Raw genomic sequence first — 14,986 nt, 5'->3', positions numbered from 1 at the left:
ACTAGAGCGAAATGGGCGGCCACCCCCTCCGGGTGACCGCCGATTCCGACTATCGGGCGCTACTGCGCAGAGTGCGCGCCGCCTGCACTGTGTGCGCCGGCTTTGGCCAGATCCGGCTCGCTTGATGCAGCGGGCTTACGGCTTCCGGTGAACGTCAACGCGGCATCCTCGCCGCTGCCTTCACCGTCCCAGTTGTCTACGTCGACGGTGACGACCTGTCCCGGACCGACTTCATCGAAGAGGATCTTCTCGGACAGCTGGTCCTCGATCTCGCGCTGGATGGTGCGCCGCAATGGACGTGCACCCAGCACGGGGTCGAAGCCGCGTTTGGCCAGCAGCGACTTGGCCTTCGAAGTCAGCTCCAGCGCCATGTCCTTGCTCTTCAGCTGCTGTTCCACCCGGCCGATCATCAGGTCGACCATCCGGATGATCTCGTCCTGAGTCAACTGGTGGAACACGATGATGTCGTCGATACGGTTGAGGAACTCCGGGCGGAAGTGCTTCTTGAGCTCGTCGTTGACCTTCTGCTTCATCCGCTCGTAGTTGTTGTCACCGCCACCCTGGGTGAACCCGAGGCCGACGGGCTTGGAAATGTCGGATGTCCCCAGATTGGACGTGAAGATCAGCACGGTGTTCTTGAAGTCGACCGTGCGGCCCTGCCCGTCGGTCAGGCGGCCGTCTTCGAGCACCTGCAACAGGCTGTTGTAAATCTCCTGGTGCGCCTTCTCGATCTCGTCGAACAGCACCACCGAGAACGGCTTGCGCCGCACCTTCTCGGTGAGCTGGCCACCCTCTTCGTAGCCGACGTATCCCGGCGGGGCGCCGAACAACCGCGACGCGGTGAACCGGTCGTGGAACTCGCCCATGTCGATCTGGATGAGCGCGTCGTCGTCGCCGAACAAGAAGTTGGCCAGCGCCTTGGACAGCTCCGTCTTACCGACACCGGACGGGCCGGCGAAGATGAACGAACCCGACGGGCGCTTGGGGTCTTTCAGCCCGGCGCGGGTGCGGCGGATCGCCTTGGAGACGGCCTTGACGGCGTCCTCCTGGCCGATGATCCGCTTGTGCAGCTCGTCTTCCATGCGCAGCAGGCGCGTGGTCTCGGCCTCGGTGAGCTTGAACACCGGGATGCCGGTCCAGTTGCCGAGCACCTCGGCGATCTGCTCGTCGTCCACCTCGGCGACCACGTCGAGATCGCCGGAGCGCCACTGCTTTTCGCGCTCCGCCCGCTGGCCGACCAGCTGCTTCTCCCGATCCCGCAGGCTGGCGGCCTTCTCGAAGTCCTGGGCGTCGATCGCCGATTCCTTCTCCCGGCGAGCCTCGGCGATCTTCTCGTCGAACTCGCGCAGGTCTGGTGGCGCGGTCATCCGGCGGATCCGCATGCGCGCGCCCGCCTCGTCGATCAGGTCGATCGCCTTGTCCGGCAGGAACCGGTCGTTGATGTAGCGGTCGGCCAGCGTGGCGGCGGCGACGATTGCGGAGTCGCTGATCGACACCCGGTGGTGCGCCTCGTAGCGGTCCCGCAGACCCTTGAGGATCTCGATCGTGTGCTCCACCGTCGGCTCCCCGACCTGCACCGGCTGGAAGCGGCGCTCCAGGGCGGCGTCCTTCTCGATGTACTTGCGGTACTCGTCGAGCGTGGTGGCACCGATGGTCTGCAGTTCGCCGCGGGCCAGCTTGGGCTTCAGGATGCTCGCCGCGTCGATCGCGCCCTCGGCCGCACCCGCGCCGACGAGCGTGTGCAGCTCGTCGATGAACAGGATGATGTCGCCGCGGGTGTTGATCTCCTTGAGCACCTTCTTCAGGCGTTCCTCGAAGTCACCGCGGTAGCGGCTGCCCGCCACCAGCGAACCCAGGTCCAGCGTGTAGAGCTGCTTGTCCTTCAGGGTCTCGGGGACCTGGCCGTGCACGATGGCCTGCGCCAGGCCTTCGACGACGGCGGTCTTGCCGACGCCGGGCTCGCCGATCAGCACCGGGTTGTTCTTGGTGCGCCGGCTCAGCACCTGCATGACCCGCTCGATTTCCTTCTCGCGGCCGATGACCGGGTCGAGCTTGCCTTCCATCGCGGCGGCCGTCAGGTTGCGGCCGAACTGGTCGAGCACCAGTGACGTGGACGGGCTGCCGGACTCGCCGCCGCGACCGCCGGTGCCGGCCTCCGCGGCTTCCTTGCCCTGGTAGCCACTCAGTAGCTGAATCACTTGCTGGCGAACACGAGTCAGCTCGGCGCCCAGCTTCACCAAAACCTGGGCGGCCACGCCCTCACCCTCGCGGATGAGGCCGAGCAGGATGTGCTCGGTGCCGATGTAGTTGTGGCCGAGCTGCAGCGCCTCGCGCAGGCTCAGCTCGAGGACCTTCTTGGCACGGGGGGTGAACGGGATGTGACCCGACGGTGCCTGCTGGCCCTGGCCGATGATTTCCTCGACCTGGCTGCGAACGCCTTCAAGCGAGATACCCAGCGACTCCAGCGACTTCGCTGCTACGCCTTCACCCTCGTGAATCAAACCCAGCAGGATGTGCTCGGTTCCGATGTAGTTGTGGTTGAGCATCCGGGCCTCTTCTTGCGCCAGGACGACGACCCTGCGGGCACGGTCGGTAAATCTTTCGAACATCGGTGGTTACCTGCTCTCCCTCACCATCGGTACAACCTCACTAGCGGTCCAGTGGAGTCGGAATCTCGTACCTGCCTCCACTGTAATGGTCGGCCTGCCGGGGGGCCTAACCTTGCGGTTCCTCCCACTTGGGCGGCCCGCTCGGGGTTTAAGGCGATCTCCCTGCGACAGCAGCGACGTAACTGAAGAAACGATCCGAGGTTTCAATTCGTTTCCGGCATTCGTTTCGCGGCCAGCGAAAAAACAAACCGGCGCCCTGACCTTAAGGCCGGGGCGCCGGTGGCAGCTTTGTCAGGTCGCCGCGTGGAAAGCGTCGATCACGTCGGCCGGGATACGGCCACGGGTCGAGACGTTGTGCCCGTTGCGGCGGGCCCACTCGCGGATGGCTGCGCTCTGCTCACGGTCGATCGCGCCACGGCCGCGTCCCGAACCCGAACGCCCGCGGCGGCGCCCGCCGACCCGACGGCCGGCCTCAACCCATTGCTTTAGATCGCTGCGAAGTTTCGCCGCATTCTTGGACGAAAGATCAATCTCATAGGTCACCCCGTCAAGCCCGAATTCAACCGTTTCGTCGGCTGCGCCGGCACCGTCGAAATCATCGACCAAGGTGACGGTCACTTTCTTCGCCATTAGCTTACCCTCGCATTTCGTCCTGAGCAGTTGCTGAGACACATTGGTTTTGACCTCCCCGGTCACCAATCTGCCATAACAAGGCAGCATACTCAATCTGCGTGCAAAGCGCACAGTTCAAAGTTTGAACTACGTCTGTGGTCGAACAATCGGGAACAAAACTGTCTCGCGAATTGACAGTCCGGTCAAAGTCATCAACAAGCGATCGATACCCATTCCTGTTCCGGTACACGGAGGCATCGCATACTCCAGCGCGGCAAGAAAGTCTTCATCTAGCACCATAGCCTCGTCATCGCCGGCGGCCGCGGCGCGCGCTTGTGCGGCGAATCGCTCCCGCTGCACGACCGGGTCGTTCAATTCCGAGTAACCGGTGGCCAGTTCCACTCCGCGTACGTACAGATCCCACTTCTCGGTCACGCCCGGGATGCTGCGATGCTGACGGGTCAAAGGCGTTGTCTCGACAGGGAAATCCCGCACGAAGGTCGGCGCGCTCAGCGTGTTGCCCACCGAGTGCTCCCACAGTTCCTCGACGAGCTTTCCGTGCCCATAACCGCGATCGTCCGGAATCTCGACGCCGAGCCGATCTGCAATTGAACGCAAGTGTTCAACGGGCGTGTCCGGCGTGATCTCTTCACCGAGCGCCGCCGACAGCGACGGATACATTTGTATCGACGCCCATTCTCCGTCTATGTCGTAGACACTCCCGTCGGGCAGCGGCAGTTGTCTCGTTCCGATCGCCTCATCTGCTACCTCTTGAATAAGCTCACGTGTGACGACTGCCGAATCGTCATACGTTGCGTACGCCTGGTAGGTCTCGAGCATGGAAAATTCGGGAGAATGCGTCGAATCCGCGCCTTCGTTTCGGAACACTCGATTTACTTCGAAAACCCTGTCGAAACCACCGACGACACACCGCTTGAGGAACAGTTCCGGCGCGATCCGCAGGTAGAGATCGATGTCAAGAGCATTGGAATGTGTGATGAACGGCCGAGCCGCCGCCCCGCCGGCCAGCGTCTGCAGCATTGGGGTTTCGACTTCGAGAAACCCACGCCGTTCCAGTGCGTTGCGTATCGAGCGGACGACGGCGATTCGCTGCCGGGCCACCGCGCGGGCCTGGGGCCGCACGATCAGGTCGACGTAGCGCTGCCGCACCCGCGACTCTTCACTCATTTCTTTATGCGCGACGGGCAGCGGTCGCAGCGATTTGGACGCCATTTGCCAGGAGTCGGCGAGGACGGACAATTCCCCGCGTCGCGAGCTGATCACAATGCCGTGCACATAGACGATGTCACCGAGGTCGACGTCGGCCTTCCAGGCGTCGAGCGACTCCTGGCCGACCTTGTCGAGGCTGATCATCACCTGCAGGCTGGTGCCATCGCCTTCCTGCAGGGTCGCAAAGCAAAGTTTTCCGGAGTTGCGCGCGAAGATCACCCGGCCGGCGACACCGACGACGTCGTCGGTCGCGGTGTCGGTCGGCAAATCGGGGTGCGCGGCGCGTACCTGGGCCAGGGTGTGGGTGCGCTCGATGGCAACCGGGTAGGGATCGTGGCCCTCCGCCAACAATCGAGCACGCTTGTCCTGGCGGATCCGGTACTGCTCAGGAAGGGCAGTGCCGGTTTCCAGGTCATTGTCTGGCGGGTCGGCATTCACGACGTGCCAGCTTAAATGACAGCGCCGTCAGCGTGCGCCGACGGCGCGGCGTGGATGTCAGCGCGCTGTCTTGAGCCGGCCGCGCTGGGCGTCCCGGTTGCGTTCGAAGACCAGCCGCAAGCCATCCAGCGTCAGGTGCTGGTCGTAATGGGTGACGGTGTGAAGTTCGGGGAGCAGCAGCGGCGCGGTGTACCCGGTGGCGACGACCGCGACCTGGTCCCCCAGGTCGCTGGTGAATCCCTCGACGTCCTCGCGGATCCGCTCGACCAGGCCGTCGACCAGCCCGGCGAAACCGAAGACCGCTCCCGCCTGCATGCACTCGACGGTGTTCTTGCCCACCACCGAACGGGGGCGCGACAGTTCCACGCGGCGCAGCGCTGCGGAGCGGGCCGCCGCGGCGTCCGAGGAGACCTGCAGCCCGGGCGCGATCGCGCCGCCGAGGAATTCGCCCTTCGCCGACACCACGTCCACACAGATCGAGGATCCGAAGTCGATGACGATGGCCGCGCTCTGGAAGCGGTGAAATGCCGCCAGGCAGTTGACGATTCGGTCGGCGCCCACCTCTTTGGGGTTGTCGACGAGCAACGGGATGCCGGTACGCACCCCGGGCTCGATCAACACGTGCGGCACCGACGGCCAGTATTGGTCGAGCATGACCCGCACCTCGTGCAACACCGACGGGACGGTGGACAGCGCGGCGGCACCGGTGAGCCGCTCGGAATCGTCACCGATCAGGCCGTCGAGGGTCAGCGCCAATTCGTCGGCGGTGATCTCGGACTCGGTGCGAATCCGCCAGTGCTGCACGACCTTTGCGTGCTCTTTAGATCCCGATATCAACCCGACGACGGTGTGGGTGTTACGAACGTCGATCGCCAGCAGCACGACTACCGCGCAATGATCCGAGGGTCGAGCAACTCGGCCACCCCTGGTATGTCCAAGGCGGGCACGAATGCCGGGTCGTGGCCCAGGTCGATCGGCTTGTTGTCGGCGTCGACGAAAACGATTCGCGGCTCATACGCGCGCGCCTCCGCCTCTTCCATGGTCCCGTACGCGATGAGGATCACCAGGTCGCCGGGGTGCACCAGATGCGCTGCGGCGCCGTTGATCCCAATCACCCCGGAACCGCGTTCGCCGGTGATGGCGTAGGTGACGAGCCGGGCGCCGTTGTCGATGTCGACGATGGTCACCTGCTCACCCTCGAGCAGGTCCGCGGCGTCCATCAAATCGCCGTCGATGGTCACCGAGCCGACGTAGTGCAGGTCGGCCTGCGTGACGGTGGCACGGTGGATTTTGGACTTTAGCATCGTCCGAAACATCAATTCCTCCATGGTGTTTGGGCGTGTTGCGCCCGGTATTCGTCCGGCCCAGAGGTGCCGGCGGGGGTTCCGATCTGGATTGACACGTTGTCGAGCAGTCTGGTGGTGCCAAGCCGCGCGGCGACCAGCAGCCGGCCGGATGCGTTGTCGCGCACCGGACCGAGGTCTGCGGCGCGCAGCTCCAGGTAATCCACCACCAGGCCGGGTGTGGCGTCGAGCACGGCGCGAGCCGCGTCCACCGCCGCCTGAGGGCCACCGGTCGCGGCGTGCGCTCCGGCGGTCAGTGCGGCCGAGAGAGCCACGGCCAATTCGCGCTGGGTGGGGTCCAGGTAGCGGTTGCGCGACGACATGGCCAACCCGTCGCCCTCCCGCACGGTCGGGACCCCGACCACGGAGACGTCGATGTTGAGGTCGGCGACCATCTGTCGGATCATCACCAGCTGCTGATAGTCCTTCTCGCCGAAGAAGATCCGGTCCGGGCGCACGATCTGCAGCAGCTTGCACACGACGGTCAGCACGCCGGCGAAGTGGGTCGGCCGGGCGCCGCCCTCGAGCTCGCCGGCCAGCGGGCCGGGCTGCACCGTGGTGCGCAGACCATCCGGGTACATCGCCGCGGCCGTGGGCGCGAACACGATCTCGACGTCTTCTTCACGCAGCACCGCCAGGTCGTGGTCCAGCGTGCGTGGATAGGCGTCGAGGTCTTCGCCGGCGCCGAACTGCAGCGGGTTGACGAAGATCGACACCACGACCACCGAGCCGGGCACCCGCTTGGCGGCCCGCACCAGGCCGCGGTGGCCGTCGTGCAGCGCTCCCATGGTGGGCACCAGCATCACGCGGCGACCGGTGTGGCGCAGCGCGCGGCTGACGTCCGTGACATCGCGCGGCGTCGAGTACACGTTGAGTTCGCCCGGTTTGAAGGCGGGAGGCTTGTTAGGTCTCATTGCGCCAGCACATCGACGACGGCAGCGGGAGCGTGGGCGCGCTGGGCGGTGCGCAGCGCGTTCACCCGATACGCGTGGGCGAGTTGCGGGTCGACCCCGCTCAGCGCGGCCAGATGTCCGGCGACCGCGGCGGCGTCCCCGCGGGCGACCGGACCGGTTAACGCGGCCTGCCCGCGCTGCAGGGTGTTCTCCAGCGCGGCCCGGCCCAACGGCCCGACGATGCGTTCCGCAATGCCGCCCGGCTGCTCGTCGACGGACTGCTGGCCGAGCAGTTCGTCGCCGCGCAGCGCGGCCCGCAGCGCCTCGAGCGCATCGGCGACCACCGTCACGATGTGGTTGCCGGCATGCGCCAGCGCCGCGTGATACAGCTCGCGGGCGTCCTCGCGCACGCTGAACGGCTCTCCGCCCATTTCGAGCACCAGAGACTGCGCGATCGCGTATCCGACCTCGTCGGCGGCGGTGATGCCGAAGCAGGTGTCCGGCAGCCTGCTGATGTCTTCGTCGGAACCGGTGAACGTCATCGCGGGGTGAATGGCCAGCGGTACGCAGCCGTCCTGGGCCAGCGGCGCAAGGATGCCGACCCCGTTGGCGCCCGACGTGTGGGCCACGATCGTGCCGGGCCGCACCGCCGATGTCACTGCCAACCCGGATACCAGCCCGGCGAGTTCGGCGTCCGGAACGGCCAACAGCAGCAACTCGGCGGCGGCGGCGACGTCCGGCGGCGTTGCCACCGGGGTGTCGGGTAGCCAGCGCTGCGCCCGCTGCCGCGAAGCATGGGAGATGGCGCTGCACGCGACGACGACGTGGTCGGCGCGCTCCAGCGCAACGCCGAGCGCGGTGCCTACCCGGCCGGCGGAGATGACTCCCACCTTGAGCCTGGCCGGGCGCAAACCGTCGAACTGCACCATCGCAGACGACCTCACAAATTGATTCGTTCGTTCCAGTCCCGTGTCAGGGGTACCGGACGGTCATTAAAACTGTAATCGATCAGCGGGCCCGGCCCAATGAAAGCCCAGTGTGAGGAAGCTCCCAGCTCAGCCGTCGCGGCGGCGGCGGCGACCGCCTTCGGACGGCTGCACCTGCAGCCGCGCCAACAAGTCGGCGACCGATTGGCCGCCCGTCTGCGGACCCTCCTCGGTCGAGCCGTCGATCCCCTCCGCCTGCTGATCCTCGCCGCGGTGTCGAGCCACCTGCTCGGGGGGCGGCGGCGGAGCCAGGCGCGGTGGTGGCTGCTCGGCTCCCGGCGGCATCGGCGGCGGCGGGGGTGGAGGCGGCGGCGTTGCGGCGGCCGGCGGCTCGTTCGAGGGGCCGAAATTCCGCACACCGTAATCCCGGTACTCCGCCGAGTGGCGCGACCGTGACCTGCGGCCGGACTCCGTGTATTGCGGCGCATCCGCCGGTTCGGCGGGCGGCTCGGCCCACGGTTCCTGGGGACCCGAATGCCGGGAACGCCGGCGCCGGCCCGACGGCTCCTCGCCGGGCCCGGGCACGTCCGCGCCGGCCCAGTTGCTGCCGGGTGCTCCCGGCGGCAACCACTGGCCCTCCGGGGCCGCGGACTGCCAATCCTGCGGCTGCGGCTGCGGCTGCGGCTGGGGTGGGGCCGGCGCCTGGGGTGGGGGCGGCTGGTAACGAGGTTCGAATCGTTCGGGTTCGGGCTCCGGCGGGGCGGCGACGTACGGGGCCTCTTGCTGGGCCGGGTACGCGGGTTCCTGCGGCGGTTCGTACTGGTAACGGGGCCGTTCCGGGCGGGGCGGCGGCTGGCGCGGCGGCACCAGCGGTTCCTCGGGCACGTCGATGATGGCGGTTTCGTCGGGGCGGCCCTGCTGGTTGTTCTGGGGCACCGAGGTGACCCGATCGCTGGACACCCAGTCGACCGGGTTGTCGCGGGGGGTTTCGCCGTTGCGGTCCCACTCGCTGTATGCGCGCTCGCGGTGCGCCTCGGTCTCGAAGCCCTCCAGGGCCGGCCGGTTCGCGAGGTCGGTGTCGAACAGGATCTCCAGGCTGGTGCGCAGCGAGCTCAGCTCGGCGCGCAGCGCGGCCAGGTCGTCGGCGGCCTGCGCGCGCAGTTCGGAGGCCAGTTCGCGGCGCAGCTGGGACTCCACCGTCAGCTCGTATTCGCGTCGGGCAGAGATTTCGCGGTCCAGCTGCAGGTCGTAGACGAGTTTCAGGTCACGCACGCGCGACTGGTCCGCGTCGCTTTGGCGACGGTAGAGCACCGAGACGAAGGCGCCGGCGACTGCGGCCCACAGCGCCAGGATTACAGCGAGCTTGAGGAGTTCCACCCGGTTGGTGAAAACAAGTGCGGAACTGGCCCCTATCGCGAGGACCAGCAACGCGGTCAAGAGCACCCAACCCGGCCTGCGGCCGCCGCGCCGAACCCGGGCGCCGCGGGACAGAACGGTCATGGCCTGACTGTACCTGTGCGAGGTCACTGCGCGTGTCGCCCTATTCGGCGATTCTCACCTGGGTTAATCGAGGAGTTAATGGCCCGGCCCCCGCTTATCGGGTTGCTTGAGGCGTCCGCAACGCCGGTAAGGCGCTAGTTTTCCGCGCCTTCGCCGTGCTCGGTCGGATCCGGCGGTGACTTGCAGCAATGTTGCAGCCACAACGCCGCAACGAGTAACGCCAAGGCGCTGACGGCCGCGACCGCGGCCCCCGTGGTGTCCTCGGCGGCGGCCCGCAGCCACGACCGGCGGGGCAGGAAGTACGCCAGCACCCCGCCCCAATACCCCAGCATCAGCGCGCCGACCCATGCTGAGGCCTTGGCAACAACCAGGCTGCGCGCCACCGCGAGCGGATGCAACCAGCCTGGTCCGGCCCCGATTTCGCCCTCGTTGATCTTCGCCCGCACGTAGCGCGCCCACAGCGCCTCGACGATGGCGACCGCCAACAACGACAGACCGGTCCACACGGTGATGCGCGGGAAGAACCGATACAGAGCGGTGACCAGCACATAGCCCAGCACCGCAGCGCCGACCACCGCGGCCGTGAGGTCACGTTTCCTGGTCGGCCCCATCAGGATTCCGGTTCCCGATCGGCCGGGGGCTGTCCTTTCGGGTTGAGCGTCAGGCTGGTCGGCCGGACACCTTCCCGGTCGGCCGGTTCCAGCTGAGCAAGCAGGCCGGTCACGGACCGTCGCTCGTCGACAACCGTGATCTCCGCGTCCGGGTCGACGGCCAACCACGGGATCATCACGAAGGCCCGCAGGTGGGCCAGCGGGTGCGGCAGCGTCAGGTTGTTCGCCCGCGAGATCACCTCGGCCTCGCCCGCCGGGTGGTCCGCCGCCGGGGCATAGCAGGAGATCAGGTCGACGTCGAGGGTGCGCGGTCCCCAGCGCTCGCCGCGCACCCGGCCCGCAGCCTGCTCGAATTGCTGCGCCCGGCGCAACCAGCCTTGCGCGTCGCATGCCGGGTCGTCGGCGATCAGCACCGCGTTGAGGAACGGCGCCTGATCCACCCGGCCCCACGGGTCGGTCTCGTACACCGGCGACACCGCGAGCACGGCGTCGCCGAGCCCGTCGACGACGGATTGCAGCCGCGCCAGGCGATCGCCCAGGTTGGATCCGATGGACAGCACGACGCGTGTCATACCGCCCCGCCCGCCGGAACCACCGAGCCACGCCCGCCGCGCCGCGACCGTCGAACCACCACCGCGACATCACCGAACTGGTGCGGGACCGGCGCATGCGGCTTGTGCACCACCACTTCGACTGCGTGCACCCGCTTGTCGTCCATCACCGTCTCGGCGATCTCGCCGCCGACCGTTTCGATCAGGTTGCGCGGCGGCCCGGCCACCACGTCGGCGGCCGTCTTGGCCAGCGCGGCGTAGTCGTACGTGTCGGAAAGATCGTCACTGGCCGCGGCGTCGGCGAGGTCGATCCACACGGTGATATCGATGACGAAATCTTGTCCGTTGGCCCGTTCGTGGTCGAAGACTCCGTGTCGCCCACGAACCATCAACCCGCGCAACTCAATTCGGTCAGCCATCGTCTCCAGCCAGCTCGGATCCACTCCAGGCCCCCACCACCTTGAGGGCATCGACCGAGGCTTGTACGTCATGCACCCGCACGCCCCAGGCCCCGTTCAGCGCGGCCAGTGCGGAAATCACCGCGGTCGCCGTCTCGCGCCCATCGGGCGGTCGCGGCGAGCCATCAGGCCCGGCTAACAACGTACCGAGGAACCGTTTGCGCGATGCACCCAGGAGTACCGGGACGCCGGTGGCGACCAACTGCGGCAACGCATGCAGGAGCGCCCAATTGTGTTGGCCCGTCTTAGCGAAACCGAGCCCGGGATCGATCAACAGCTGAGCGGGGTCGACACCGGCGGCAACCGCGGCGTCCACGCCGGCAAGCAGCTCGGCACGCACCTCGGCGACCACGTCACGATAATGCGGGGCCGCGTGCGGGCGGTCTGAGGAGACCGACCGCCAATGCATCAGCACCCACGGCACGCCGGCCTCCGCGAGCAGCGGCGCCATCGCCGGATCGGCCCGACCGCCCGACACGTCGTTGACGATCCGCGCGCCGCTCTGCAGGGCCGCCCGCGCGACATCCGCGTGCATGGTGTCGATGCTTACGGTAATGCCTTCCGCCGCAAGCTCTTTGACGACGGAAACCACGCGGGACGTCTCGACCCGAGAATCGATACGTGTCGCCCCGGGCCGCGTCGACTCGCCCCCGACGTCGACGATGCTCGCGCCGTCGGCGGCCATCGCCAACCCGTGGGCCACGGCGTTGTCGGGATCAAGGTAGCGCCCGCCGTCGGAGAACGAATCGTCAGTGACGTTCAGAACTCCCATTACCTGCACGGGCCAAAAGCTCACTTACGCAAGATGAGGTCGAGCGCTTCGGCTCGGGAAGCGGCGTTGGTTTTGAACTGACCACGCACCGCCGACGTAGTGGTGGTTGCTCCGGGCTTGCGGACGCCGCGCATCGCCATGCACAGGTGCTCGGCCTCGATCACCACGATCACGCCCCGCGGGGTGAGCTTCTTCATCAAAGCGTCGGCGATCTGACTGGTGAGGCGCTCCTGCACCTGCGGCCGCTTGGCGTAGAGATCGACCAGGCGCGCGATCTTCGACAGGCCGGTGACCCTGCCGTCGTTGCCCGGGATGTAGCCGACGTGGGCCACGCCGTGAAACGACACCAGGTGGTGTTCGCACGTGGAGTACAGGGGGATTTCCTTGACGAGCACCATTTCGTCGTGCTCCTCGTCAAACATGGTGTTCAGCACGCTGTCGGGATCGGTGTAGAGGCCGGCGAACATTTCGCGGTAAGCGCGGGCGACGCGGGCCGGGGTCTCCTGCAGGCCGTGCCGATCCGGGTCCTCGCCGATCGCGTACAGCAGCTCGCGGACCGCTGCCTCGGCGCGCGGCTGGTCGAACACCCCGACGTGGGGTGTCTCGATGTCCGGCCCCAAGTGCGACAAGGCCATCTAATCCTCCGTTCGTCAGCCGTGCGCCGGCGGATTGGACCGGCTCACGTCGTCACCCTGGTGTTCGGGCGACTTTCCGCTGTCCGGATTGGGTTGAGCCGGCGGCGGATAGGGCGGATAGGGCGGGTACGAGGGGTGCGGCTGGCCGGGGTGACCGCCCTGCCCCTGGTGACCCGGGTGGCCCGCGTAGCCCGGATGACTGGGCGCCGGCTGCGGCCAATACGGCTGCTGCGGTGCCTGTGGGGGCGGGTACCACTGCGTCGGCTGCTGTTGCTGCGGCGGCCAGCCCGGTGCCCGCCAGCCCGCCGGGGCGCCGTAATCGGGCTGGGTGGAGCCGGGCCCATGTGGATCGCCGGCGCCGTGAGAACCGTTGCCGCCGTTGGCGTTTCGTTCGGCCTCCGCCTGTGCTGCCGCGGCGGCCTCGGTGGCACGGGCGATGGCGGCCTTGAAGGCGGGTTCGGGGACCGGTGGGGGCCAGGGCTCGCCGCGCTCGATGGCCAGCTCGCCGGGCGTCTTGATCGGCGGTTTGTCCGACGGGATGCGGCCACCGAAGTCGTCGAACATGGTGAGCCTGGGCCGCTTTTCGACACCGGAGAAGATGCTCTCCAGCTCGGCGCGGTGCAGGGTTTCCTTTTCCAGCAGCTCGCCGGCCAAAGTGTCGAGAATGTCGCGGTATTCGGTGAGGATCTCCCACGCTTCGGTGTGGGCCGCCTCGATCAGCTTGCGGATCTCGTCGTCGATGTCGCGCGCGACCTCGTGTGAGTAATCGGCCTGCGTCCCCATGGTGCGGCCCAGGAACGGGTCGCCGTGTTCGGAACCGTACTTGACGGCGCCGAGCTTGGAGCTCATGCCGAATTCGGTGACCATCGCGCGCGCGACCTTGGTGGCCTGCTCGATGTCGGAGACCGCGCCGGTCGTCGGCTCGCGGAACACCAGCTCTTCGGCGGCGCGACCGCCCATGGCGAATACCAACTGCGCGATCATCTCCGAGCGGGTCCGCAGGCCCTTGTCCTCCTCGGGCACCGCCACCGCGTGCCCGCCGGTGCGCCCACGCGCCAGGATCGTCACCTTGTAGATCGGCTCGATGTCGGGCATCGCCCAGGCCGCCAGGGTGTGCCCGCCCTCGTGATAGGCGGTGATCTTCTTTTCCTGCTCGCTGATGATCCGGCCCTTGCGGCGCGGGCCGCCGATCACGCGGTCCACCGCCTCTTCGAGCGCGGCGCTGGTGATGACGGTGCCGTTTTCGCGGGCGGTCAGCAATGCCGCCTCGTTGATGACGTTGGCCAGGTCGGCGCCCGTCATGCCGACGGTCCGTTTGGCCAGCCCGGCAAGGTCGGCGTCCGGGCCGATCGGCTTGCCCTTGGAGTGCACTTGCAGTACCGCTTTGCGACCCGCCAGGTCCGGATTGGAGACCGGGATCTGCCGATCGAAGCGGCCGGGCCGCAGCAGCGCCGGGTCCAGGATGTCCGGGCGGTTGGTGGCCGCGATCAAGATGACGCCGGCGCGCGGGTCGAAGCCGTCCATCTCGACGAGCAGCTGGTTCAGCGTCTGCTCGCGCTCGTCGTGGCCGCCGCCGAGGCCGGCGCCACGCTGTCGACCGACCGCGTCGATCTCGTCGACGAAGATGATGCACGGGTTGTTCTGCTTGGCCTGTTCGAACAGGTCGCGCACCCGCGAGGCACCGACACCGACGAACATCTCGACGAAATCGGAGCCGGAGATCGTGAAGAACGGTACCCCTGCCTCGCCGGCCACGGCGCGGGCCAGCAGCGTCTTACCGGTCCCGGGCGGCCCGTAGAGCAGCACACCCTTGGGGATCTTGGCGCCCAGCGCCTGATAGCGGCCGGGGTTCTGCAGGAAGTCCTTGATCTCGTAGAGCTCCTCGACCGCCTCGTCGACCCCGGCAACGTCGGCGAACGTCGTCTTGGGCATGTCCTTGGAAAGCTGTTTGGCGCGCGACTTGCCGAAACCGAAGCCCATTCGGGCGCCCCCCTGCATGCGGGAGAACATCACGAACAGCCCCACCAGCAACAGCAGCGGCAACACGTAGACGAGCAGCTCACCCAGGATGCTGCCCTGGTTGACGACCGTGCTGACCTTCGCGTTCTTGGCGGTCAGCGCGTTGAACAGGTCGACGGCGTAGCCGCTGGGGTATTTGGTGATGACCTTGTCGGAATTGTCGGTGTCGTTGTTGCCCTTGTTCAGGGTCAGCCGCAGCTGCTGCTCGCGGTCGTCGATCTGTGCGTTCTTGACGTTGCCACCGTTGATCTGCGACATCGCCACCGATGTGTCGACTGGCTTATAGCCGCGGGTGTCGTCGCTGAAGTAGAAGAACGACCAACCGAGCAGCACCACGACGGCAATCGCCGTGACGGTGCGAATAACATTTTTCCGGTTCATCAATCATC

The 14,986-nt window shown here is 67.2% G+C and carries 14 protein-coding genes; all 14 read right to left on the bottom strand.

What is annotated here, in order from left to right; all coding sequences use genetic code 11:
* Window positions 1-59: 59 nt before the first annotated feature.
* Window positions 60-2,609 carry an ATP-dependent protease ATP-binding subunit ClpC gene (gene clpC1 / locus JOZ00_RS26860; RefSeq protein WP_293350669.1) on the bottom strand — a complete coding sequence of 850 codons (2,550 nt, stop codon included), beginning with the start codon at window positions 2,607-2,609 and terminating at the stop codon, window positions 60-62.
* Between the two features lie 291 nt (window positions 2,610-2,900).
* Window positions 2,901-3,239, bottom strand: a complete 339-nt coding sequence (gene lsr2, locus JOZ00_RS26855; protein ID WP_066955505.1) for a histone-like nucleoid-structuring protein Lsr2 — start codon at window positions 3,237-3,239, stop codon at window positions 2,901-2,903.
* 129 nt (window positions 3,240-3,368) lie between these two features.
* The gene (gene lysS / locus JOZ00_RS26850; protein WP_293350667.1) at window positions 3,369-4,889 is read right to left on the bottom strand and encodes a lysine--tRNA ligase; all 1,521 of its coding nucleotides are present in this window, start codon (window positions 4,887-4,889) and stop codon (window positions 3,369-3,371) included.
* A gap of 57 nt (window positions 4,890-4,946) precedes the next feature.
* Window positions 4,947-5,771, bottom strand: a complete 825-nt coding sequence (locus tag JOZ00_RS26845; RefSeq protein ID WP_293350664.1) for a type III pantothenate kinase — start codon at window positions 5,769-5,771, stop codon at window positions 4,947-4,949.
* A 2-nt stretch (window positions 5,772-5,773) separates the two neighbouring features.
* The gene (gene panD, locus JOZ00_RS26840; RefSeq protein WP_293350661.1) at window positions 5,774-6,205 is read right to left on the bottom strand and encodes an aspartate 1-decarboxylase; all 432 of its coding nucleotides are present in this window, start codon (window positions 6,203-6,205) and stop codon (window positions 5,774-5,776) included.
* A complete protein-coding gene (gene panC / locus JOZ00_RS26835) occupies window positions 6,205-7,146 on the bottom strand; it encodes a pantoate--beta-alanine ligase (RefSeq protein WP_293350658.1) in 942 nt (313 codons plus the stop codon). Before panC ends, panD begins: the two co-directional genes overlap by 1 nt.
* Window positions 7,143-8,054 (bottom strand): DUF2520 domain-containing protein, encoded by a 912-nt coding sequence (locus JOZ00_RS26830; protein WP_293350655.1) that lies wholly within the window; start codon window positions 8,052-8,054, stop codon window positions 7,143-7,145. Before JOZ00_RS26830 ends, panC begins: the two co-directional genes overlap by 4 nt.
* A gap of 126 nt (window positions 8,055-8,180) precedes the next feature.
* Window positions 8,181-9,551 (bottom strand): DUF6779 domain-containing protein, encoded by a 1,371-nt coding sequence (locus JOZ00_RS26825; RefSeq protein ID WP_293350652.1) that lies wholly within the window; start codon window positions 9,549-9,551, stop codon window positions 8,181-8,183.
* 134 nt (window positions 9,552-9,685) lie between these two features.
* Window positions 9,686-10,162, bottom strand: a complete 477-nt coding sequence (locus JOZ00_RS26820; protein ID WP_293350649.1) for a DUF3180 domain-containing protein — start codon at window positions 10,160-10,162, stop codon at window positions 9,686-9,688.
* The gene (gene folK / locus JOZ00_RS26815; protein ID WP_293350646.1) at window positions 10,162-10,734 is read right to left on the bottom strand and encodes a 2-amino-4-hydroxy-6-hydroxymethyldihydropteridine diphosphokinase; all 573 of its coding nucleotides are present in this window, start codon (window positions 10,732-10,734) and stop codon (window positions 10,162-10,164) included. The genes JOZ00_RS26820 and folK overlap by 1 nt, the downstream gene beginning before the upstream one ends.
* Window positions 10,731-11,132 (bottom strand): dihydroneopterin aldolase, encoded by a 402-nt coding sequence (gene folB / locus JOZ00_RS26810; protein ID WP_293350643.1) that lies wholly within the window; start codon window positions 11,130-11,132, stop codon window positions 10,731-10,733. The genes folK and folB overlap by 4 nt, the downstream gene beginning before the upstream one ends.
* Window positions 11,125-11,967, bottom strand: coding sequence for a dihydropteroate synthase (gene folP / locus JOZ00_RS26805; protein WP_293350640.1), 843 nt, complete (start codon window positions 11,965-11,967; stop codon window positions 11,125-11,127). Before folP ends, folB begins: the two co-directional genes overlap by 8 nt.
* A complete protein-coding gene (gene folE / locus JOZ00_RS26800; protein WP_293350637.1) occupies window positions 11,964-12,578 on the bottom strand; it encodes a GTP cyclohydrolase I FolE in 615 nt (204 codons plus the stop codon). The genes folP and folE overlap by 4 nt, the downstream gene beginning before the upstream one ends.
* Window positions 12,579-12,593: 15 nt before the next feature.
* Complete coding sequence (gene ftsH, locus JOZ00_RS26795; RefSeq protein ID WP_293350634.1) at window positions 12,594-14,978, bottom strand: ATP-dependent zinc metalloprotease FtsH; 2,385 nt, start codon at window positions 14,976-14,978, stop codon at window positions 12,594-12,596.
* Between the last annotated feature and the right edge of the window lie 8 nt (window positions 14,979-14,986).

Source organism: Mycobacterium sp. (assembly GCF_019243155.1).
Lineage (GTDB): Bacteria > Actinomycetota > Actinomycetes > Mycobacteriales > Mycobacteriaceae > Mycobacterium.
This window is presented reverse-complemented; position numbering and strand designations above follow the sequence as displayed.

Excerpts from the sequence above, each read along its gene's own strand:
- panC (WP_293350658.1), bottom strand. The coding sequence starts at position 7,146 with ATGAGACCTAACAAGCCTCCCGCCTTCAAACCGGGCGAACTCAACGTG.
- folE (WP_293350637.1), bottom strand. The coding sequence starts at position 12,578 with ATGGCCTTGTCGCACTTGGGGCCGGACATCGAGACACCCCACGTCGGG.
- folB (WP_293350643.1), bottom strand. The coding sequence starts at position 11,132 with ATGGCTGACCGAATTGAGTTGCGCGGGTTGATGGTTCGTGGGCGACAC.
- JOZ00_RS26820 (WP_293350649.1), bottom strand. The coding sequence starts at position 10,162 with ATGGGGCCGACCAGGAAACGTGACCTCACGGCCGCGGTGGTCGGCGCT.
- JOZ00_RS26825 (WP_293350652.1), bottom strand. The coding sequence starts at position 9,551 with ATGACCGTTCTGTCCCGCGGCGCCCGGGTTCGGCGCGGCGGCCGCAGG.
- ftsH (WP_293350634.1), bottom strand. The coding sequence starts at position 14,978 with ATGAACCGGAAAAATGTTATTCGCACCGTCACGGCGATTGCCGTCGTG.
- clpC1 (WP_293350669.1), bottom strand. The coding sequence starts at position 2,609 with ATGTTCGAAAGATTTACCGACCGTGCCCGCAGGGTCGTCGTCCTGGCG.
- folK (WP_293350646.1), bottom strand. The coding sequence starts at position 10,734 with ATGACACGCGTCGTGCTGTCCATCGGATCCAACCTGGGCGATCGCCTG.
- JOZ00_RS26830 (WP_293350655.1), bottom strand. The coding sequence starts at position 8,054 with ATGGTGCAGTTCGACGGTTTGCGCCCGGCCAGGCTCAAGGTGGGAGTC.
- lsr2 (WP_066955505.1), bottom strand. The coding sequence starts at position 3,239 with ATGGCGAAGAAAGTGACCGTCACCTTGGTCGATGATTTCGACGGTGCC.
- panD (WP_293350661.1), bottom strand. The coding sequence starts at position 6,205 with ATGTTTCGGACGATGCTAAAGTCCAAAATCCACCGTGCCACCGTCACG.